Origin of the sequence: Pseudomonas inefficax (genome assembly GCF_900277125.1) — a bacterium.
Classification (GTDB): Bacteria; Pseudomonadota; Gammaproteobacteria; order Pseudomonadales; family Pseudomonadaceae; genus Aquipseudomonas; species Aquipseudomonas inefficax.
Map to the genome: position 1 here is coordinate 109,947 of NZ_OPYN01000240.1, position 19,211 is coordinate 129,157.

General features: G+C 64.4%; 20 protein-coding genes and 1 pseudogene. 11 read left to right on the top strand and 10 right to left on the bottom strand.

Annotated features, from left to right (window positions below):
* Positions 1–14: 14 nt before the first annotated feature.
* Positions 15–659, top strand: a complete 645-nt coding sequence (locus JV551A3_RS30345) for a DedA family protein (protein ID WP_166674318.1) — start codon at positions 15–17, stop codon at positions 657–659.
* A 549-nt stretch (positions 660–1,208) separates the two neighbouring features.
* On the opposite strand, the pseudogene JV551A3_RS31165 reads toward JV551A3_RS30345, so the two are convergent.
* A pseudogene (locus JV551A3_RS31165) lies at positions 1,209–1,787 on the bottom strand (sterol desaturase family protein); the annotation flags it as partial.
* Between the two features lie 112 nt (positions 1,788–1,899).
* Here JV551A3_RS31165 and elbB point away from each other — a divergent pair.
* The gene (gene elbB, locus JV551A3_RS30355; RefSeq protein WP_133979377.1) at positions 1,900–2,568 is read left to right on the top strand and encodes an isoprenoid biosynthesis glyoxalase ElbB; all 669 of its coding nucleotides are present in this window, start codon (positions 1,900–1,902) and stop codon (positions 2,566–2,568) included.
* Positions 2,569–2,870: 302 nt separating this feature from the next.
* Here the strand turns inward: elbB and JV551A3_RS30360 are convergent, their stop codons facing one another.
* Positions 2,871–3,323: a YaiI/YqxD family protein gene (locus JV551A3_RS30360; protein WP_133979379.1), complete on the bottom strand. Its 453-nt coding sequence runs from the start codon at positions 3,321–3,323 to the stop codon at positions 2,871–2,873.
* Positions 3,324–3,495: 172 nt separating this feature from the next.
* Between JV551A3_RS30360 and JV551A3_RS30365 the strand changes: the two genes are divergently transcribed.
* Complete coding sequence (locus tag JV551A3_RS30365) at positions 3,496–6,345, top strand: class I adenylate cyclase (RefSeq protein WP_133976255.1); 2,850 nt, start codon at positions 3,496–3,498, stop codon at positions 6,343–6,345.
* Positions 6,346–6,479: 134 nt separating this feature from the next.
* On the opposite strand, the gene rnk is transcribed toward JV551A3_RS30365, so the two are convergent.
* From rnk to cyaY, 3 genes are all read right to left on the bottom strand, one after another.
* Complete coding sequence (rnk, locus tag JV551A3_RS30370; protein WP_016712630.1) at positions 6,480–6,890, bottom strand: nucleoside diphosphate kinase regulator; 411 nt, start codon at positions 6,888–6,890, stop codon at positions 6,480–6,482.
* Between the two features lie 145 nt (positions 6,891–7,035).
* A complete protein-coding gene (locus JV551A3_RS30375; RefSeq protein ID WP_133976257.1) occupies positions 7,036–7,260 on the bottom strand; it encodes a DUF1289 domain-containing protein in 225 nt (74 codons plus the stop codon).
* A gap of 2 nt (positions 7,261–7,262) precedes the next feature.
* On the bottom strand, positions 7,263–7,595 hold the full coding sequence (gene cyaY, locus JV551A3_RS30380) for an iron donor protein CyaY (RefSeq protein WP_051096329.1): 333 nt from the start codon (positions 7,593–7,595) through the stop codon (positions 7,263–7,265).
* A gap of 332 nt (positions 7,596–7,927) precedes the next feature.
* On the opposite strand from cyaY, the gene lptM reads away from it, so the two are divergent.
* Genes lptM through JV551A3_RS30415 form a run of 6 tightly spaced genes read left to right on the top strand, consistent with a single transcriptional unit; the run spans position 7,928 to position 12,547 of the window.
* Positions 7,928–8,140 carry an LPS translocon maturation chaperone LptM gene (gene lptM, locus JV551A3_RS30390; RefSeq protein ID WP_133976260.1) on the top strand — a complete coding sequence of 71 codons (213 nt, stop codon included), beginning with the start codon at positions 7,928–7,930 and terminating at the stop codon, positions 8,138–8,140.
* A 9-nt stretch (positions 8,141–8,149) separates the two neighbouring features.
* The gene (gene lysA, locus JV551A3_RS30395; protein ID WP_133976262.1) at positions 8,150–9,397 is read left to right on the top strand and encodes a diaminopimelate decarboxylase; all 1,248 of its coding nucleotides are present in this window, start codon (positions 8,150–8,152) and stop codon (positions 9,395–9,397) included.
* A gap of 4 nt (positions 9,398–9,401) precedes the next feature.
* A complete protein-coding gene (gene dapF, locus JV551A3_RS30400; protein ID WP_112249870.1) occupies positions 9,402–10,232 on the top strand; it encodes a diaminopimelate epimerase in 831 nt (276 codons plus the stop codon).
* 13 nt (positions 10,233–10,245) lie between these two features.
* Entirely contained in the window at positions 10,246–10,956 is a 711-nt protein-coding gene (locus JV551A3_RS30405) for a DUF484 family protein (protein ID WP_015272252.1), read from the top strand.
* Positions 10,956–11,855, top strand: coding sequence for a tyrosine recombinase XerC (gene xerC / locus JV551A3_RS30410; RefSeq protein WP_112249871.1), 900 nt, complete (start codon positions 10,956–10,958; stop codon positions 11,853–11,855). Before JV551A3_RS30405 ends, xerC begins: the two co-directional genes overlap by 1 nt.
* Positions 11,852–12,547 carry an HAD family hydrolase gene (locus tag JV551A3_RS30415; RefSeq protein ID WP_112249873.1) on the top strand — a complete coding sequence of 232 codons (696 nt, stop codon included), beginning with the start codon at positions 11,852–11,854 and terminating at the stop codon, positions 12,545–12,547. Before xerC ends, JV551A3_RS30415 begins: the two co-directional genes overlap by 4 nt.
* Before the next feature lie 181 nt (positions 12,548–12,728).
* Here JV551A3_RS30415 and sutA read toward each other — a convergent pair whose 3' ends face one another.
* The 3 genes from sutA to glnK all read right to left on the bottom strand — a co-directional run bounded on the left by sutA (position 12,729) and on the right by glnK (position 15,205).
* Positions 12,729–13,058, bottom strand: a complete 330-nt coding sequence (gene sutA, locus JV551A3_RS30420; RefSeq protein WP_133976264.1) for a transcriptional regulator SutA — start codon at positions 13,056–13,058, stop codon at positions 12,729–12,731.
* 430 nt (positions 13,059–13,488) lie between these two features.
* The gene (locus JV551A3_RS30425; protein WP_133976266.1) at positions 13,489–14,820 is read right to left on the bottom strand and encodes an ammonium transporter; all 1,332 of its coding nucleotides are present in this window, start codon (positions 14,818–14,820) and stop codon (positions 13,489–13,491) included.
* A gap of 46 nt (positions 14,821–14,866) precedes the next feature.
* On the bottom strand, positions 14,867–15,205 hold the full coding sequence (glnK, locus tag JV551A3_RS30430; RefSeq protein ID WP_002555808.1) for a P-II family nitrogen regulator: 339 nt from the start codon (positions 15,203–15,205) through the stop codon (positions 14,867–14,869).
* Positions 15,206–15,724: 519 nt separating this feature from the next.
* On the opposite strand from glnK, the gene JV551A3_RS30440 reads away from it, so the two are divergent.
* Both JV551A3_RS30440 and JV551A3_RS30445 read left to right on the top strand, forming a co-directional pair.
* Positions 15,725–15,991 carry an accessory factor UbiK family protein gene (locus tag JV551A3_RS30440; protein ID WP_025341076.1) on the top strand — a complete coding sequence of 89 codons (267 nt, stop codon included), beginning with the start codon at positions 15,725–15,727 and terminating at the stop codon, positions 15,989–15,991.
* A 139-nt stretch (positions 15,992–16,130) separates the two neighbouring features.
* Entirely contained in the window at positions 16,131–17,621 is a 1,491-nt protein-coding gene (locus JV551A3_RS30445) for a YifB family Mg chelatase-like AAA ATPase (RefSeq protein ID WP_133979381.1), read from the top strand.
* Between the two features lie 129 nt (positions 17,622–17,750).
* On the opposite strand, the gene JV551A3_RS30450 is transcribed toward JV551A3_RS30445, so the two are convergent.
* Together JV551A3_RS30450 and JV551A3_RS30455 are read right to left on the bottom strand one after the other, a co-directional pair.
* Positions 17,751–18,119 carry a response regulator transcription factor gene (locus JV551A3_RS30450; protein WP_177421392.1) on the bottom strand — a complete coding sequence of 123 codons (369 nt, stop codon included), beginning with the start codon at positions 18,117–18,119 and terminating at the stop codon, positions 17,751–17,753.
* Complete coding sequence (locus tag JV551A3_RS30455; RefSeq protein WP_133976272.1) at positions 18,116–19,108, bottom strand: response regulator; 993 nt, start codon at positions 19,106–19,108, stop codon at positions 18,116–18,118. Before JV551A3_RS30455 ends, JV551A3_RS30450 begins: the two co-directional genes overlap by 4 nt.
* Between the last annotated feature and the right edge of the window lie 103 nt (positions 19,109–19,211).

Sequence of the window (19,211 nt, forward strand, 5' to 3'; positions counted from 1 at the left end):
CAGCACCTCAGAAAATGCTTCAACAATTCCTGCAGGATTTCGGCTACTTCGCCCTTTTTCTAGGCACCTTCTTCGAAGGCGAGACCATCCTGGTGCTTGCGGGATTCCTTGCGTTCCGCGGTTACATGGACATCAACCTGGTGTGCCTGGTGGCGTTTTTCGGCAGCTATGCCGGCGACCAGCTGTGGTACTTCATGGGCCGCCGCCACGGGCGCAGGATCCTGGCACGCAAACCGCGCTGGCAGGCGATGGGTGACCGAGCGCTGGACCACATCCGTCGCCACCCCGACATCTGGGTACTGAGTTTCCGTTTCGTCTATGGCTTGCGCACGGTCATGCCGGTGGCCATTGGCCTGTCCGGCTACCCACCACGCCGCTACCTGCTGCTGAACGGTATCGGCGCGGCCATCTGGGCAGTGGCCCTTGGCGCGGCCGCGTATCACTTCGGCGCCATCCTCGAAGGCCTGCTGGGCAACGTGAAGCGCTACGAGCTATGGGTGCTCGGTGGCCTGTTGGCGCTGGGCGGCCTGCTGTGGCTGCGCCGGCGCTTCCGCACGTTGCGCGCGGAGCGCAAGGCGGCGAGCAAGGCCCAGGCCCCAGAGGCTGAGCAGGCTGTAAGCCACGAGCAGCAACCAGGCCAGCGGCACGACCACCGCTAGGCCCAGTGCGCCGGCCAGGTACAGCGCCGGCGCATTCGCCAGCAACCGTACCAGCTCCAGGCGCACGGCCCATGGCCGGTTCTCCAGCAGCGCACCAAGCACGAACAAGCCAAACGCCATCAGCCCCCAGCCGAGCCACAGGGCGGCGGTTGGCACTCGCTCGGCTACCTCCATCAGATAGCTGCCCAGCGCCACGTAAACCACGAATTGCGCCGCTACATAGGCCTGCTGCGCGCGGCCCAGGGCAACCTCGAACTTGCGGAACAACGCCAGGTCCTGCTTGGCCTGTGGGTAGCGTGCGGCCACATCGGCCGGGCGCCAGCCGGTGGGCATGAACCAGATCCGCAGCTTGTCCCACAGGCTGTCGGCGCGCCGGGCGTCGTGCCAGAGCTGGGCATAGAACTGCAGGTTGGCCCACAGCGGGTTCCAGCTGGCCAGCGGCGTGGTCACCCCGAACACCACCGGCTCGGCCGGGTCCTCCTCTTTGAAGGTGCCGAACAGACGATCCCAGAGAATGAACACGCCACCGTAATTGCGATCCAAGTAAGCAGGATTTTGCGCATGGTGGACGCGATGGTTGGATGGCGTGATCAACACCCACTCGAGCCAGCCCAGCTTGGGAATGTGCCGGGTATGCACCCAGAACTGGTAAAGCAGGTTGAGCGACGCCACCGTGATGAATACCAACGGCGGCACACCGAGCAACGCCAGCGGCAGGTAGAACAGCCACGAGAAGATGAACCCGCTGCTGGTCTGGCGCAGCGCCGTGGTGAGGTTGTACTCCTCGCTCTGATGATGCACCGAGTGCGCAGCCCACAGCACGTTGCGCTCATGGCCAAGACGGTGCAGCCAGTAGTAGCAGAAGTCGTACAGGACGAAGGCCAGCAGCCACACCCACCAGGCCTGCGGCGGCAGCTGCAGCAACGCCATGTGCTCGAACACCACGGCATAGGTCAGCAGCCCCACCCCTTTGGTCAGCAACCCGGTACTGGTCGACAGCGCGCCAGTGCTGAGGCTGTTGATCGAGTCGGCCAGGGTGAAGTTGCGCTGGCCACGCACACGGTCGGCCAGCAGCTCGACGGCGATCAGCACGAAGAAGAACGGCACGGCCAGCAGGATCAGGTCCATGGGTACGACCTCAGACGTTATCCGCCAAGATTAGGCCGCGCTTGCGGGAATCCCTATGGCTACATCTGCCAAACTAGAGGACATTTAGCGCCTCGACACTGGAGTAAAAAGCATGACAAAAAAAGTAGCGGTGATTCTTTCCGGCTGTGGCGTTTATGACGGCGCCGAAATCCACGAAAGCGTGATCACCCTGCTGCGCCTCGACCAGCGTGGTGCGCAGGTGCAGTGCTTCGCGCCGAACATTGCGCAGATGCATGTGATCAACCACCTGACCGGCGAGGAAATGCCCGAGTCGCGCAATGTGCTGGTGGAGTCGGCGCGCATTGCCCGCGGCGAGGTCAAGGACATCCGCGAAGCCAAGGCCGAAGACTTCGACGCGCTGATCGTGCCGGGCGGTTTCGGGGCGGCGAAAAACCTGTCCAACTTTGCCGTGGAAGGTGCCAACTGCAGCGTCCACCCGGATGTGCTGGCCCTGGCCGAAGCCTTCGCAGCGGCGTGCAAGCCGGTTGGCCTGATCTGCATCTCGCCGGCGCTGGCGGCGAAGATCTACGGGCCAGGCGTGGTCTGCACCATCGGTAGCGACGCGGGCACTGCGGCGACCGTGACGAAGATGGGTGCTACCCATGAAGAATGCGATGTGCACGACATTGTCGAAGACACCCAGCGCAAGCTGGTCACCACCCCGGCGTACATGGAGGCCAAGTCGATCAGCGAGGCGGCTGGCGGCATCTACAAGCTGGTGGATCGGGTGCTGGAGCTGACGCACGAGGGTGACCAGTAAATCCTTGGGCCCGCTGCGCAGGCCATCGCCGGCAAGCCAGCTCCCACAGGAATAACGCATGGCTTGAGGCCGATGCGATCGAGGTGGGGGCAACTGTCTTGAATATCTCTTCAAGCCAGCACTGGCCCTTGTAGGAGCGGCCTTGTGTCGCGATGGGCCGCGCAGCGGCCCAGGCAATCTTTGCTGCGAAGCTGAAAACCTGGGGCCGCTTCGCGCCCCATCGCGACACAAGGCCGCTCCTACAGGTATTTGCACATGGCTTGAGACCGGGGTGGTCGATGGGCTGCAAAGCAGCCCCTGCATCAGGTCTTACTCAGTCTTGCGATGATCCGGTCCAGCGCATTGGCAAAAGCCTGCTTCTCACGCTCGCCATAAGGCGCTTGCCCTCCCCCCACCTGGCCCTGCTCGCGCAGTTCGGTGAACAGGTTGCGCGCCGCCAGCCGATCACCCATGTTGCGCTCGTCGAACTCGCGGCCGCGCGGGTCCAGTGCCGCCACGCCCTTTTTCACCAGGCGGTCAGCCAACGGCACGTCACTGCAGATCACCAGCTCGCCGGGCACGGCGTACTCCACCAGGTAATCGTCGGCTGCGTCCATGCCGCTGGGCACCACGATCAAACGCACGATCGCGAACGCCGGCTTGGCCACGGCCTGGCCCGCCACCATCACTACCTCGAACTTGCGCTTGAGGGCGAACTTGACGATCAGATCCTTGGCCGCCTTGGGGCAGGCGTCGGCATCGATCCACACACGCATCGGAAAACCTCGCAATCAGCTTGAGGCCCCCATCATGCCTCAAGCGCAACGAAAGCTGGAGCAGCGGCCACGAGCGCTGGGAAAATGGCGCCAATATTTCAATTGCCGCTTATCCGACCTCGCCACTCAGGCTACACTCGCCACAGCTCCGCTGGCCTGCCCCGAGTGCGCAATGAACCACCCCCACGAAATCCGCCCTGACCTGGACGAAGGCATCGACCGCAAGGTCCTGGCGACATTGCGTGCACGCTTTCTGCGGCTCAACCAGGGCCGGCTGCAGCGGGCACTGGAGGGCCTGTCGACGCGCCAGCAACAGGTGCTGACGCTGCTGCCACTGCTGTTTCATGTAAACCACCCGTTGCTGCCGGGCTATGTCTCCGGCAGCACTCCCGCCGGCGTATCGGGCTACGAGCCCAGCGCCGACCTGGTAGTCGAGGCCCAGCGCCTTGCCCGCTCGTTCATCTACAAGGCCCGCCATGGCAATCCGCCGCGGCCGATCCACGGCCTGTTCCTGATGGGCAGCCTGGGCTCGCTGGCCCAGGCCGAGCACAGCGACATGGACCTGTGGGTATGCCACGCGCCCGGCCTGGCCAACGAGCAGCTGGGCGAACTGCGCCGCAAATGCCAGCTGCTGGAAGCATGGGCGGCAAGCCTGGGTGCCGAGGCGCACTTCTTCCTGATCGACACGCAAGGTTTCGCCCAGGGCCAACGCGACGGGCAACTCGGTTCCGACGATTGCGGCACCACCCAGCACTACCTGCTGCTGGACGAGTTCTACCGCACCACTATCTGGCTGGCTGGTCGTACGCCACTGTGGTGGCTGGTGCCGGTCTACCAGGAACACGATTACCACGCCTACACCCAGACCCTGCTGTCCAAGCGCTTTATCCGCAGCCAGGACGCCCTCGACCTCGGCAACCTGGCGCACATACCGCCCGGCGAATTCGTCGGCGCCGGCTTGTGGCAGCTGTTCAAAGGCATCGACTCGCCCTACAAGTCACTGCTCAAGCTGCTGCTGACCGAGGCCTATGCCAGCGAGCACCCCGCCGTACGCTGCCTGAGCCTGGACTACAAGCAGGCAGTGTTCGCCAACCAGCTCGACCTCGACGAGCTGGACCCTTACGTGATGGTGTACCGGCGCATCGAGCGCTACCTGTTGCAGCGCGGCGAACACGCGCGCCTGGAGCTGGTGCGGCGCAGCCTGTACCTGAAGGTGAATAAGAAGCTCAGCGACCCGGCCCGGGCCAATGGCTGGCAACGCCGGCTGTTACAGCGCCTGGCCGACGAGTGGGGCTGGGACCAGCGCCAGCTGGCCCTGCTGGACAGTCGCAACCAATGGAAAGTACAGCAGGTTGCCGTCGAGCGCCGTGAACTGGTGGCCGAACTGAACCACAGCTACCGCTTCCTCAGCCAGTTCGCCCGCACCCAGAACGCCAGCAGCCGCGCCGACCAGCGCGATCTCAACGTGCTGGGCCGGCGCCTTTACGCAGCCTTCGAGCGCCGCGCCGGCAAGGTCGAAGTGATCAACCCCGGTATCGCCCCGGACCTGGCCGAAGGCACCCTGACGCTGGTCCAGGCGCCTAACCGCAAGGAGCCTGGCAGCTACCACTGGGAGCTGTACACCGGCAATCTGAGCCCCCATGAGGTGGACCACTTCAGCCCGCTAAAACGCTGCCGCGAGCTGCTCGAACTGCTGACCTGGGCCCATCGCAACGGAGTGATCGACAGCAGCACGCGCCTGGCGCTGCACCCAGGTGTCAGCGACCTGAGCGAATTCGAACTCTTCAACCTGGTCGGCTGCCTGCAGCAGAGCATCCCCCTGCCCTTGCCGACCGTCAGCGAAGTACGCCTGCTGCAGCCCAGCGTGGCCGACGAGGTGCTGCTGCTGGTCAACGTCGCCATCGACCCACTGCGCCACCACCGCGACCTGAACATCCTGATGACCACCGAGCGCACCGACTCGCTGAGCTATGCAGGCGTGCGCGAAAACCTGGTCCTGACCCTGGACCAGGTCACCCTCAACAGCTGGAACGAGGTATTGGTCCAGCGCTATGACGGCGAGCATGCGCTGGTGCGCTGCCTGCGCGACTTCCTCAACAGCCCCGTGCTGCGCGGCCACCGCCCGAGGGTGCGGGTGCGCTGCTTCTGCCACAGCCGCGCGCAGGCCATTGGCCAGCGCGTGGAGGAAATCTTCGACACCGTGCAGCTGCTGCTGGACCAGGGCCTGAACCACCGCTACCTGCTGCAGGTGGCCCAGCACACCCATGTGCTGGAGCTGCTGGCCGGACATGTCGGCCTTACCACCTTGGCTGAACATGAGGCGCTGCTGGACCACCTGGGCCAAGAGCGTAGTGCCTACAGCCCGTTGTACCTGGACGCCAACGCCCTGCAGGATCACGACCTGCACCTGGTGCTGGAGCAGGGTCGGCCAGCCTGCATCCAGGTGTTCTACCGCCTGCAGGGTGGCTGGGCCGAGCTGTACGTGCTGGATGAATATAACGCCCTGTGGCAGCAACGCCTGCCGCTGCACGACGAAGCCCACCTGCTGTTGCCGCTGCAGCGCTTCCTGCGCTCTGTGGTGATGCGCCGGGATGCCCGTCTGCCGTTGGACACTCAGCGCGCGGCCTCACTGGACATCCACTACGCGCAACTTTTGCCTTCCGGGCCAGGCAAGGCGCGCAGCATCGAGCCGCGCCAGGCCCCGTTCGAGGGTAGCGACCAGCCTTACTACGAGGTGCAGGCAATCATCCAGGGCGGGGTGGCGGGTACGGCGCACGTGACGCTGTATTGCGACCAGCAGGAGTTTTCCGAACTGGAGCATGGTGAGCAGCTGTATGCGGTGGTGGCCCGGCAGATCATCGGGCAGCGACGGGGTGCAGGGCAGTACCGCTGCTACATCACTGACTTGGACTTGTCCGAGTTGCTGGATGACCAGCTGGGGTCGACGCAGCTGTACCTGCGCTACAAGCGGGAGCTGGAGCAGGCTTTGAACGAGGGGTTGGAGCAGGTCCTGGGCGAATGACCCAATGCAGTACCTGTGGGAGCGGGTTCACCCGCGAACACCGGCAAAGCCGGTGCCATACACCGCGTCGCCTGCGTCGCGGGTGAACCCGCTCCCACAGGGTCCGTCATGGACCTGTGAATGCCTTCGTGAATCTACAGGTCGAAATCGCCCGCCGCTTCCGGCTGGTATTCCACCTCCAGCAGCTTCAGCTTGAGAGTCTTGCCCCCCGGTGCCGGCCAGTCGATCTGCTCGCCCACCGACAACCCGAGCAAGGCACAACCGATCGGCGCCAGGATCGAGACCTTGCCTTCCGGCCCGGCATCCTTCGGGTAAACCAGGGTCAGGTGGTAGTCCTTGCCGCTGGCCTCCTCGCGGCAGTGCACGCGAGAGTTCATGGTCACTACGCCTGCCGGAACTTCCTCGTGACCGACCACCTGCTCGGCGCGGTCCAACTCGTCCTGCAGGGCGAGCACACCCGGCGTACTCTCGTCGAGGCTGTCGATCAGACGCTCCAGACGCTGTACGTCCAATCGGGTGAGGATGAGGGAAGGCTTGGTGCTCATGATCCAGTCAGACTCCTTGAACGGGCGGTTTTCATCGTGCAGATAAAGCAAAACCCCGCCCAAGGGCGGGGTTTGTGAAGGCTTTGGCGTAAACGACGCAGAACCCGACGTTACCACAGCCGGGTAAATACTCAAGCCCCTGCGATCAGTGTGCCTTAGCCTGCTCGCGCAGGGCCTGGGCTTCGCGGCAAATCTGCCGGCGCCGTTCGTCATCGGCCGAACGCCATTCCCGGATGTGCTCCACATGCCGGTGGCAGCCCGTGCAGACCCGCTGTTCGTCCAGGCGACAAACGCTGATGCACGGCGACGGCACAGCGGGGCTGACGTTGCTGTAGAGCGGCTTGGGTGGCCGGGCCTGGGGGCTGCTCATGTTCAGATCTCGTCGAAGTCCAGCTTCTCGCCGGCCCGCTCCCAGACGATGCGCTCGAGCATTTCGCCCAGCAGCTCTTCGCTCTTCTCGCATACCCACTTGCCGCTGTCTTCGTCGTAGTCGAAGTGGAAACCGCCGGAACGGTCGGCCAGCCACAGCTGGCGCAGCGGCTCCTGGCGGCTGAAGATCAGCGTGCTGCCGTTGTCGAACTTGACGGTCAGGACGCCAGCGGAGTTCTCCATGTCCAGGTCCAGGCCGCTCTCATCGAACAGGTCCTCCAGGGCCTGTTGGGTAGCGTCGACCAGATCATGGAAACGCGCTTCACTCAAACTCATTGCAGGAACCTCGAAATTGGCTGCGTTACAGGCAAGCCCGGCAAGATACGGGCGCTTGCCACCGAATGCAAAGTTTTAGCCGCTACGTTCACTGGCATGAACTCGAAGTCAGTGCAGTACCTGTGGGAGCGGGCGTGCCCGCGAAGCAGGCTCCGCGATAGTTGGCACGGGCTCCGCCCGTGTTCGCGGGCACGCCCGCTCCCACAGGTACCACGAAAGGGCCTTGCAGGCGGTAAGAATAGCCCGCCCGGCGGGCCGGCCCTTGCATAGGCAAGCCGCCGGTCGCTCGGTATACTCGGGCGCAATACTGCATTTTTCTAAGGATTTCACCCATGAAGCGCCTGATTTCCTCCTTCGCGGCGCTGGTCGCTGTTGCCTGCCTCGTTTCGGCCTGCGGCCAGAAAGGCCCGCTGTATCTGCCTGAAGACGGCGATAACGGCAAAGCGCACAAGTCGCACCAGCACCAGCCAAAAGCCAAGCCGGCCCCGGTAGAGGAGCAGCAGCCCGAGCTGCAGCCCGAGCCCGAGCAGTCGCCAGCGCAGTAAGGAAACCAGATGAACGCTTTCAACTACCGCGACGGCGAGCTGTTCGCGGAAGGCGTGGGCCTGTCGGCCATCGCCGAACGCTATGGCACTCCGACCTACGTGTATTCGCGCGCCCACATCGAGGCCCAGTACCGCAGCTACGCCGACGCCCTGCAAGGCACCGAGCACCTGGTGTGCTTCGCGGTAAAGGCCAACTCCAACCTCGGCGTGCTGAACGTGCTGGCGCGCCTGGGCGCAGGCTTCGACATCGTTTCCGGCGGTGAGCTGGAGCGTGTGCTGGCCGCTGGCGGCCGTGCCGACCGCGTGGTGTTCTCCGGCGTCGGCAAGACCCGCGACGACATGCGCCGTGCCCTGGAGGTCGGCGTGCACTGCTTCAACGTCGAATCCACCGACGAACTGGAGCGCCTGCAAGTGGTGGCCGCCGAGATGGGCAAGGTTGCCCCGGTCTCGCTGCGGGTCAACCCGGATGTCGACGCCGGCACCCATCCGTACATCTCCACCGGCCTGAAAGAGAACAAGTTCGGCATCGCCATCGCCGATGCCGAGGCTATCTACGTGCGCGCCGCGCAGCTGCCGAACCTGGAAGTGGTCGGTGTCGACTGCCACATCGGTTCGCAACTGACCACTGTGGAGCCTTTCCTCGATGCCCTCGACCGCCTGCTGGTGCTGGTCGACCGCCTGGCCGAGTGCGGCATCCACCTGCGCCACCTGGACCTGGGTGGCGGTGTCGGCGTGCGTTACCGCGATGAGGAGCCGCCGCTGGTGGCCGACTACATCAAGGCAATCCGCGAGCGCGTCGGCGACCGCGACCTGGCCCTGGTGTTCGAGCCGGGCCGCTACATCGTGGCCAACGCCGGCGTCCTGCTCACCCGCGTGGAATACCTCAAGCACACCGAGCACAAGGACTTCGCCATCATCGATGCGGCGATGAACGACCTGATCCGCCCGGCCCTGTACCAGGCCTGGATGGGCGTCAGCGCAGTCAAGCCACGCACGGGCGAAGGCCGTGCCTATGACCTGGTCGGCCCGATCTGCGAGACTGGCGACTTCCTCGCCAAGGACCGCGTCCTGAACCTGGCCGAAGGTGACCTGCTGGCTGTACAGTCCGCGGGCGCCTATGGTTTTGTCATGAGCTCCAACTACAACACCCGTGGCCGTTGCGCTGAAATCCTGGTCGACGGCGACCAGGCCTTCGAAGTACGCCGCCGCGAGACCATCGCCGAATTGTACGCTGGCGAAAGCCTGCTGCCGGAGTAAGCCCATGCTGCTGCGTTTTACCAAGATGCATGGGCTGGGCAACGACTTCATGGTCCTCGACCTGGTCAGCCAGCACGCGCACATCCAGCCCAAGCACGCCAAGCAATGGGGTGACCGCCACACCGGTATCGGCTTCGACCAGTTGCTGATCGTCGAGGCACCGAACAACCCGGAAGTGGACTTCCGCTACCGCATCTTCAATGCCGACGGCTCCGAGGTCGAGCAGTGCGGCAACGGTGCGCGCTGCTTCGCCCGATTCGTGCTGGACAAGCGCCTGACCGCGAAAAAGCGCATCCGCGTGGAAACCAAGGGCGGCATCATCGAACTGGATGTGCAGAACGACGGCCAGATCAGTGTCGACATGGGCCCACCGCGCTTCATCCCTGCCGAAATCCCTTTCGTCGCCGACGAGCAGGCGCTGAACTACCCACTGGAAGTCGACGGCCAGGTGCATTCTATTGCCGCCCTGTCCATGGGTAACCCGCATGCCGTGCTGCGTGTCGATGACGTGCGCACCGCCCCTGTACACCAGCTGGGCCCGAAGATCGAAAACCACCCACGCTTCCCGCAGCGGGTGAATGCCGGCTTCCTGCAGGTAATCGACCGCCACCGCGCCAACCTGCGCGTGTGGGAACGTGGTGCTGGCGAAACCCAGGCCTGCGGCACCGGCGCCTGCGCCGCCGCCGTAGCGGCGATCAGCCAGGGCTGGATGGACTCCCCGGTGTCCCTCGACCTGCCCGGTGGCCGCCTGCACATCGAATGGGCCGGCCCCGGCAAGCCCGTGCTGATGACCGGCCCAGCCGTACGCGTCTACGAAGGACAGGTTCGTCTCTAAGCGAGTAACCGCCATGACCGATCAGCCCCAGGTTGTACCCCAGCAGTCCGCCGAGCTCGATGCCGAAGCGGTGGTCGCCTATCTGCGCGCCCACCCCACCTTCTTCGCCGAGCACGACGAGTTGCTGATCGAACAGCGTATCCCTCACCAGCGTGGCGACAGCGTGTCGCTGGTCGAGCGCCAGCTCAAGTTGCTGCGCGACCGTAACATCGAGATGCGCCACCGACTGTCGCAACTGATGGACGTGGCCCGCGACAACGACCGGCTGTTCGACAAGACTCGCCGGCTGATCCTGGACCTGCTCGATGCCGGTAGCCTGGAAGAAGTGGTAATGGCGGTCGAAGACAGTCTGCGCCAGGAATTCCAGGTGCCCTTCGTCAGCCTGATCCTGTTCGGCGAAAATGTCGCGCCGGTCGGGCGCTGGGTAAGCAACGCCGAAGCGCAGCAGGCCATCGGTGCCCTGCTGGGCGGCGGCAAGACGGTCAGTGGCAACTTGCGCGAGCACGAGCTGGCGTTCCTGTTCGGTGAAGAACAGCGCCGGGAAGTGGGCTCCAGCGCCGTGGCAGCCTTGGAATACCAAGGCCTGCACGGGGTGCTGGCGATCGGCAGCCGCGACCCGCAACACTACAAGAGCAGCGTCGGCACGCTGTTCCTTGGCTATATTGCCGAGGTGCTTGGCCGCGTTGTGCCTCGCGTTACCCAGACCCTGCGCCCGGTACGCTGATGGAACGCCAGCTGGAGGCTTATTGCGCACACCTGCGCAACGAGCGCCAGGTGTCCGAGCACACCCTGCTGGGCTACCGCCGCGACCTGGACAAGGTGGTCGCCTACTGCAAGGAACATGGCATTGCCGGTTGGCAGGCGCTGCAGATCCAGCAGCTACGCCAGCTGATCGCCCGTCAGCACCACCACGGTCAGTCCTCGCGCAGCCTGGCCCGGCTGCTGTCGGCGGTACGTGGCCTGTACCGCTACCTGAACCGCGAAGGCCTGTGCCAGCACGACCCGGCCAGCGGCCTGAGCGCGCCCAAGGGCGAACACCGGCTGCCCAAGGTGCTGGACACCGACCGCGCCCTGCAGTTGCTCGATGGCGGTGTCGACGATGACTTCATCGCCCGTCGCGACCAGGCCATCCTCGAACTGTTCTATTCGTCGGGCCTGCGCCTGTCCGAGCTGACCAATCTCGACCTCGATCACCTCGACCTTGCCGCCGGCCTGGTGCAGGTGCTGGGCAAGGGCGGCAAGGCCCGCGTGCTGCCGGTCGGGCGCAAGGCCCGCGAGGCATTGCAGGCCTGGTACCGCCTGCGCGGCATCGGCAACCCGCGCGACCGAGCAGTGTTCATCACCCGCCAGGGCAACCGCATCAGCCCACGGGCCGTTCAGCAACGGGTGAAGGCGGCCGGTGAGCGCGAACTGGGCCAGCACCTGCACCCGCACATGCTTCGCCATTCCTTCGCCAGCCATGTGCTGGAATCGTCCCAGGACCTGCGCGCGGTGCAGGAGATGCTCGGCCACGCCGACATCGGCACCACGCAGATCTACACCCACCTGGACTTCCAGCACCTGGCCGCGGTGTACGACAGCGCCCACCCTCGGGCCAAACGCAGCAAAGGCACAGACTCATGAGCATCAAGCTGATCACCTTCGACCTCGACGACACCCTGTGGGATACCGCGCCGGTAATTGCCAGCGCGGAAGTCGTGCTGCGCGATTGGCTCGAAGCCAACGCCCCAATCCTCGGCGGCGTGCCGGTGGAGCACCTGTTCGCCATTCGCGAGCGCCTGGTGCAAGCCGAACCCGGCCTGAAGCACCGCATCAGCGCCCTGCGCCGACGAGTGCTGTTCCATGCCCTGGAAGAAGTCGGCTACAGCGAAAAGCATGCGCAGGAACTGGCCAACGAAGGCTTCGAAGTATTCCTGCATGCCCGCCACCAGGTGGAGATTTTCCCGGAGGTGCAGCCGGTGCTGGAGATCTTGCGCCACCACTACACCTTGGGCGTGGTTACCAACGGCAATGCCGACGTGAGCCGCCTGGGGCTGGCGGACTATTTTCGCTTTGCCCTGTGTGCCGAGGACCTCGGCATCGGCAAGCCGGACCCGGCGCCGTTCCTCGAAGCCCTGCGCCGCGGTGACGTGGACGCCAGCGCAGCAGTGCACATCGGTGACCACCCGGGCGATGACATCGCCGGCGCCCAGCGTGCCGGGCTGCGCGCGGTATGGTTCAACCCTCAGGGCAAGGCGTGGGTAGGCGAACAGGCGCCTGATGCCGAGATCCAGCGCCTGTCGCAGTTACCCGACATCCTCGCGCGCTGGCGCTGACAGGGGCCGCTTCGCGGCCCATTCGCGGGCACGCCCGCTCCCACAGGTTCACCACCGCTCTCAGGTCCTGCGCCGACTCTGTGGGAGCGGGCGTGCCCGCGAAGAGGCCGGCACAGGCAACCCAAAACCCGCAGGCACAAAAAAGCCCGCAGCGACGGCGGGCTTTTTTTCGATCAGCCACTCAGATAGGGCGGCTGCCGTACTTGTTGTCCGGCTTCTTGGGCGGGTCGGCGACCACGTTGGCCTCAACTTCCTGAACCTTGCCGCCGCGAGCGAGGAACTCTTCCATGGCCCTGGCCAGGGCGTCACGCTCCTTCTGCTTGGCTTCCATGCTCGGCATCTCGTCTACCGCGACTGCGGCCTTGGATTTGCCCTTGGCAGCAGGTGCCGGGCTGCTGTCGTCATCGCCAGCATCTTCGGCGCCGTCATCAGCTGCCGCTTCGAGGCCTTCATCACCCTCGTCTTCGTCGCCTACTTCGAGGTCATCATTTTCCAGATCGTCGTCGCTCATGTTCTACCTCATGACTTGCGAAAAGCAGGTTAGTTATAGACCAGTGCAGCCGTAGACCGGCAGCCACCAGTGAAAATTCAACTGGCCGTGGGTTAGGCCACTGCCCTAGGGTCGGCGCTCCTGATGGGAGGCGGCACCCAGCAGGCCCTGCTCCTGGCAGGACCTGACAAATTCTTTAGCCCCTGCTGGCCACACGCTATTGGCAAGCCTAGCAAAGGCTGGCGAAGCGTGTGGACTACTCGTCAAACACCCTTCGGCGCGCATTCTAGCGCGCCAGCAGAAAAAGCAAAGCACCATCAATGCTCTGCGTTTTGTAAGATTTCCGCCTACGTCGCGAACGTGTTGAATAAACCGTTTGCCGTGCGGGAAATGCTAAAAATCTGGCAAAAAAAATGCCCGGCAAGCCGGGCAAGTTTTTACCGCGTCGCAGTTACAGGTTGTAGCCGCGCTCGTTGTGTTGAGCCAGGTCGAGGCCGACCGACTCTTCTTCTTCGCTGACCCGCAGGCCCATCACCACATCCAGCACCTTGAGGATCACGTAGGTGACGATGGCGGTGTAGACCACGGTGAAGATCACGCCCTTGGCCTGGATCCAGACCTGCATGCCGATGTCGGTGACGGCACCGAAGCCGCCCAGCGCCGGGGCTGCGAACACGCCAGTGAGGATGGCGCCGACGATACCGCCGATGCCGTGCACGCCGAAGGCGTCCAGCGAGTCGTCATAGCCGAGCTTGCGCTTGAGGCTGGTGGCGCAGAAGTAACAGACCACACCCGAGACCAGGCCGATCACCAGGGCCCCCATGGGGCCTACGGTACCGGCAGCCGGGGTGATGGCGACTAGGCCGGCGACTACACCCGAAGCGATGCCCAGGGCGCTCGGTTTACCGTGGCCGATCCATTCGGCGAACATCCAGCCCAGGGCCGCAGCGGCGGTGGCGATCTGGGTCACCAGCATGGCCATGCCGGCGGTGCCGTTGGCGGCAGCGGCAGAGCCTGCGTTGAAGCCGAACCAGCCGATCCACAACATGGCCGCGCCCATCAGGGTGTAGCCCAGGTTGTGGGGGGCCATCGGGGTGGTCGGGTAGCCCTTGCGCTTGCCCAGCACCAGGCAGCAGACCAGGCCAGCGATACCGGCGTTGATGTGCACCACGGTGCCGCCAGCGAAGTCCAGCACGCCCCAGTCCCACATCAGTGCGCCGTCACCGCTCCAGACCATGTGCGCGATCGGCGCGTAGACCAGGGTGAACCAGATGCCCATGAACACCAGCATCGCGGAGAACTTCATGCGTTCGGCAAAGGCACCCACGATCAGCGCCGGGGTGATGATGGCGAAGGTCATCTGGAAGGTGATGAATACCGCTTCAGGGAACAGCGCGGCAGCCGAGGTCAGGTTCGAGGGCGTGACGCCGCTGAGGAAAGCCTTGGAGAAGCCGCCGACGAAGGAATTGAAGTTGAGCACGCCCTTTTCCATACCGGTGGTATCGAAGGCCATGCTGTAGCCGTAGACGACCCAGAGAATGCTCATCAGGCCAGTGATTGCAAAGCACTGCATCATCACCGACAGCACGTTCTTGGAACGCACCATGCCGCCATAGAACAGGGCCAGGCCCGGAATGGTCATGAACAGCACCAGCGCCGTTGCGGTCAGCATCCAGGCGGTGTCGCCGGAGTTCAGCGCTGGGGCAGCTTCCTCTGCCAGGGCAAGCCCGGGCATTACGAGGGACAATAGGGCTCCTAGCCCTGCGATCTTACGCAGAGTCATGTTGTTTTCTCCTGGGGCGTTGGGTTTGGTGAGGCTTTGTTGCTGCTTAGATCGCGTCGGTATCGGTTTCGCCGGTACGGATACGGATCGCCTGCTCCAGATTCACCACGAAAATCTTGCCGTCACCGATCTTGCCGGTGTTGGCTGCCTTGGTGATGGCTTCGATTACCCGATCAAGGTCCTTGTCATCGATGGCGACATCGATCTTCACCTTGGGCAGGAAATCGACCACATATTCAGCACCGCGATACAGCTCGGTGTGGCCCTTCTGCCGACCGAAGCCTTTGACTTCAGTGACGGTGATGCCCTGCACGCCGATTTCCGACAGCGACTCGCGCACGTCGTCCAGCTTGAACGGCTTGATGATGGCTGTGACTAGCTTCATGAAACTCTCTCCCGATTTGGTGGACTTGCCCCAGGAAAACAAACCCGTCTCAAGTCTAAGCGCAGCGGTTGGCTTTGTAACGCGTCGTCGGCATCCGGCTCCGCGTGCGCACTGCCTGGTCACAAGGAACTGCATCAGTGCATGGCTCGCAGTGGTCTTTGCAGAAACCTTGCCAGTTCCGTCAAAGCGCGGGAAAACAGTGAGTTATGTGAAACAGTCGGGATTGGCCAGTCGCCAGCATGTGAAACATGCACAATGTCGGTGCATCCCGACCTGTGGCGCTGCTCGAAAAATGTGCAACTGCATGGCGAGCGCGAATGATTTTTGTGGGAGCGGCCTTGTGTCGCGAAAGGGGCGCGCAGCGGCCCCGGCAATACATGCTGCACAACCGATATCCGGGGCTGCTGCGCAGCCCTTTCGCGACACAAGGCCGCTCCCACAAGGGACCAATGTGCAATTAAGGGCCAGGTTCGCCCGTGCTACACTGCCGGCCATTTCCCAGTATCAATGGACAGCCCCATGCTCGCGCCCAAAGCCCTTCTCGACGCCCTGAGCGACCAGGCCTCGCGCCTGTTCAGCAGCGATACCGCCCAGCCCCGCGCCGAACTGGAAAGCCAGTTCAAGGTGCTGATGCAAGGTGCCTTCAGCAAGCTCGACCTGGTCAGCCGCGAAGAGTTCGACAGCCAGATGGTCGTGCTGGCGCGCACCCGCGCACGCCTCGAAGCCCTGGAAAAACAGGTAGCCGAGCTGGAAGCACGGCTGAACCCAGCCCCACAGGATGAATGAGCGCGCAAGGGCATGAAAATACAGGGTAACGCCCTAGCCTGAAAAACCACGACGCACACTTGTTGCTCCGGCCCGGGCTGCGCTCGCTATGCTTGCCAAGCCGCAGGAAGCGGCCCTTTTCAGCGACAACGGAGCGTCCATGTCCCTAGCCCTCGTCCACAGCCGCGCCCAGGTGGGCGTGCAGGCACCGGCGGTCAGCGTCGAAACCCACCTGGCCAACGGTTTGCCCCATCTCACTCTGGTCGGCCTGCCGGAAACCACGGTCAAAGAGAGCAAGGACCGGGTACGCAGCGCCATCGTCAACTCCGGTTTGAACTACCCGCAGCGGCGCATCACCCAGAACCTCGCCCCCGCCGACCTGCCCAAGGATGGCGGGCGCTATGACCTGGCCATTGCTCTGGGCATCCTCGCCGCCGATGGCCAAGTGCCCGCAGCCACCCTTGCCGAGGTCGAATGCCTGGGAGAACTGGCGCTGTCTGGCAAATTGCGCCCGGTGCAGGGCGTGCTGCCCGCGGCACTGGCAGCACGCGAAGCAGGCCGGGCGCTGGTGGTGCCACGGGAGAATGCCGAGGAGGCCAGCCTGGCAGGCGGGCTGGTGGTGTATGCGGTGGGGCACCTGCTGGAACTGGTCGCCCACCTGAACGGCCAGGTGCCGTTGCCGCCGTATGCCGCCAACGGCCTGATCCTGCAGCAACGCCCGTACCCGGACCTGAGCGAGGTGCAGGGCCAACTGGCGGCCAAGCGTGCACTGCTGCTAGCGGCGGCCGGGGCGCACAACCTGTTGTTCACCGGGCCTCCCGGTACCGGCAAGACCTTGCTCGCCAGCCGCCTGCCGGGGCTGCTGCCACCGCTGGACGAGCACGAGGCGCTGGAAGTGGCAGCGATCCAGTCGGTCAGCGGCCATACGCCTCTGAACAGCTGGCCGCAGCGGCCATTTCGCCATCCGCACCACTCCGCCTCCGGCCCGGCACTGGTCGGCGGCAGCAGCCGGCCGCAACCGGGCGAAATCACCCTCGCCCACCATGGCGTGCTGTTTCTGGATGAACTGCCGGAATTCGAGCGGCGCGTGCTGGAAGTGTTACGCGAGCCGCTGGAGTCGGGCGAGATCGTGATTGCCCGGGCCCGCGACAAGGTGCGCTTCCCGGCACGTTTCCAGCTGGTGGCAGCAATGAACCCCTGCCCTTGCGGCTATCTGGGCGACCCAACAGGTCGCTGCCGCTGCAGCACCGAGCAGATCGCGCGGTATCGCAACAAGCTGTCCGGGCCATTGCTGGACCGTATCGACCTGCACCTGACCGTGGCCCGGGAGAGCACCACGCTGAACAACCAGCCCTGCGGCGAGACCAGTGCCGATGTGGCGGCCAAGGTGGCCGAGGCACGGGAGGTACAGCAACGGCGGCAAGGATGTGCGAATGCGTTTCTCGACCTTGAGGGGTTGCGCCGGCATTGTGGGTTGGCGGCGGCGGACCAGGCCTGGCTGGAGGGGGCCTGTGAGCGACTGACCCTATCGTTGCGCGCGGCACATCGGTTGTTGAAGGTGGCGCGGACGCTGGCGGATCTGGAAGGTAGCCAGGCAATTGGCCGAGCGCATCTGGCCGAGGCCCTGCAGTACCGGCCGGGGAGCAGTTAGATTGCCGGGGCTGCTTTGCAGCCCATCGCGACACAAGGCCGCTCCCACAAGAGACACCACAGTTTCAAGGGTTGTGGAGATCCATGTGGGAGCGGGCAAGCCCGCGAAAGGGCCGGCACAGGCGAAACATCACTGGCTGCCCACCAAAGCCTCTTCAACCACCTTCAGCAGCACCTCTTCGGAAAATGGCTTGCCCAGGCAGACCAGCGCACCAAGCGCCATCGCAGCCCGCACCGCCCCTTCATCCCAATGCGCCGACATGCAGATCACCGGCAAACGCCACTCCTGCCGGGCCAGTTCGCGCTGCACCGCCAGCCCGCCCATCCCGGGCATCCTCAGGTCGAGCAGCACACACCCCGCCTGCCGCGCCAGTGCCGAGGCCAGGAACAGGTCCCCTGCAGCAAACGACAAGGTCTCGAAACCTGCCGAACGCAACAGGTTTGCCAGGCTTTTGCGCACCGACGCATCGTCGTCGACGATGCACACCGCTCTGCTCATGCGCCGCCCAGGCCCTCAGGCTGCGCCCCGATGACGTTGTGCATGGCCACCAGCTCCAGCAGCGAGCGGGACTGCATCTTGCTCATGATGTTCTTCTTGTGCACCTTGGTCGTCACCTCGCTGGTGCCGATCTGCTTGGCGATCTGCTTGTGCGACAGGCCTCCAACCACCAGCGAGAACACCTGGCGCTCGCGCTGGGTCAGGCGCTGGTACTTTTCCTCGACCTGCCGCGCATGATGCCACCTGCGCCCTTCGGCCACGGCACGCCTGCGCAGCGCCTGCAGCAGTGTCAGCAGCTGGTCTTCGTCGAACGGTTTGGTCAGGAACTCCACGGCCCCGGCACGCATGGCCTGGACGGTCATCGGGATGGTGCCGAAGCCGGTCATGAACACGATCGGCCAGGGCAGCGCCAGTCGACGCAGCGCGTCTTGAACCTCCAGGCCGCTGGTATCGGGCAGGTGCATGTCCAGCAACAGGCAGGCATAGGGGGTTTCCAGGCGGGCCTCGAACAACGCCTCGGCACTGGCGAACAAATGATGCGGAATGTCATGCGAGCGCAGCAGACGGCTCAATGCCGCACGCACCGACGGGTCGTCATCCACCACCAGCACCGGCACGTTCATGCGTTCATCGAACAGCTCGACAGCGTCGGCCACGTCGCATAGCGGCGATTTGCCCAATGCCTCGCCAGCCATCTCGAGGCTGATCTCGGCCGCCAGACGGTAGCCCCGGCGCGGCACGGTCTGGATCAGGCCACGGTCGCCAAAGGCCTTGCGCAGCAAGGACACCTGCACCTGAAGGTTGTTGTCCTCGACCACCGTGCCGGCCCACACCTGGCTGAACAGCTCATCCTTGCCGACCACCCGGCCCTTGGCCTTGATCAGCGTCGCCAGCACCTCGAAGGCACGCCCGCCCAACAGGATCGGCTTGCCATCAACAAAGGCTTCGCGCCGCTCCAGCGACACCTGGGCATTACCTATTCGGATCATGGCTTCCTCGCGCGGGCATGGGCGTTTCCCAGCCCCGGGCAGCCTAGGCCAGCGTAGGCCGTCAGACAATTATCCCGAGGGATAGGTTGGCCTGAGGACTATA

What these genes read in the sequence shown, in the direction of transcription:
- JV551A3_RS30345 (WP_166674318.1), top strand. Translation starts at nt 15, where the DNA reads ATGCTTCAACAATTCCTGCAGGATTTCGGCTACTTCGCCCTTTTTCTA.
- elbB (WP_133979377.1), top strand. Translation starts at nt 1,900, where the DNA reads ATGACAAAAAAAGTAGCGGTGATTCTTTCCGGCTGTGGCGTTTATGAC.
- JV551A3_RS30360 (WP_133979379.1), bottom strand. Translation starts at nt 3,323, where the DNA reads ATGCGTGTGTGGATCGATGCCGACGCCTGCCCCAAGGCGGCCAAGGAT.
- JV551A3_RS30365 (WP_133976255.1), top strand. Translation starts at nt 3,496, where the DNA reads ATGAACCACCCCCACGAAATCCGCCCTGACCTGGACGAAGGCATCGAC.
- rnk (WP_016712630.1), bottom strand. Translation starts at nt 6,890, where the DNA reads ATGAGCACCAAGCCTTCCCTCATCCTCACCCGATTGGACGTACAGCGT.
- JV551A3_RS30375 (WP_133976257.1), bottom strand. Translation starts at nt 7,260, where the DNA reads ATGAGCAGCCCCCAGGCCCGGCCACCCAAGCCGCTCTACAGCAACGTC.
- cyaY (WP_051096329.1), bottom strand. Translation starts at nt 7,595, where the DNA reads ATGAGTTTGAGTGAAGCGCGTTTCCATGATCTGGTCGACGCTACCCAA.
- lptM (WP_133976260.1), top strand. Translation starts at nt 7,928, where the DNA reads ATGAAGCGCCTGATTTCCTCCTTCGCGGCGCTGGTCGCTGTTGCCTGC.
- lysA (WP_133976262.1), top strand. Translation starts at nt 8,150, where the DNA reads ATGAACGCTTTCAACTACCGCGACGGCGAGCTGTTCGCGGAAGGCGTG.
- dapF (WP_112249870.1), top strand. Translation starts at nt 9,402, where the DNA reads ATGCTGCTGCGTTTTACCAAGATGCATGGGCTGGGCAACGACTTCATG.
- JV551A3_RS30405 (WP_015272252.1), top strand. Translation starts at nt 10,246, where the DNA reads ATGACCGATCAGCCCCAGGTTGTACCCCAGCAGTCCGCCGAGCTCGAT.
- xerC (WP_112249871.1), top strand. Translation starts at nt 10,956, where the DNA reads ATGGAACGCCAGCTGGAGGCTTATTGCGCACACCTGCGCAACGAGCGC.
- JV551A3_RS30415 (WP_112249873.1), top strand. Translation starts at nt 11,852, where the DNA reads ATGAGCATCAAGCTGATCACCTTCGACCTCGACGACACCCTGTGGGAT.
- sutA (WP_133976264.1), bottom strand. Translation starts at nt 13,058, where the DNA reads ATGAGCGACGACGATCTGGAAAATGATGACCTCGAAGTAGGCGACGAA.
- JV551A3_RS30425 (WP_133976266.1), bottom strand. Translation starts at nt 14,820, where the DNA reads ATGACTCTGCGTAAGATCGCAGGGCTAGGAGCCCTATTGTCCCTCGTA.
- glnK (WP_002555808.1), bottom strand. Translation starts at nt 15,205, where the DNA reads ATGAAGCTAGTCACAGCCATCATCAAGCCGTTCAAGCTGGACGACGTG.
- JV551A3_RS30440 (WP_025341076.1), top strand. Translation starts at nt 15,725, where the DNA reads ATGCTCGCGCCCAAAGCCCTTCTCGACGCCCTGAGCGACCAGGCCTCG.
- JV551A3_RS30445 (WP_133979381.1), top strand. Translation starts at nt 16,131, where the DNA reads ATGTCCCTAGCCCTCGTCCACAGCCGCGCCCAGGTGGGCGTGCAGGCA.
- JV551A3_RS30450 (WP_177421392.1), bottom strand. Translation starts at nt 18,119, where the DNA reads ATGAGCAGAGCGGTGTGCATCGTCGACGACGATGCGTCGGTGCGCAAA.
- JV551A3_RS30455 (WP_133976272.1), bottom strand. Translation starts at nt 19,108, where the DNA reads ATGATCCGAATAGGTAATGCCCAGGTGTCGCTGGAGCGGCGCGAAGCC.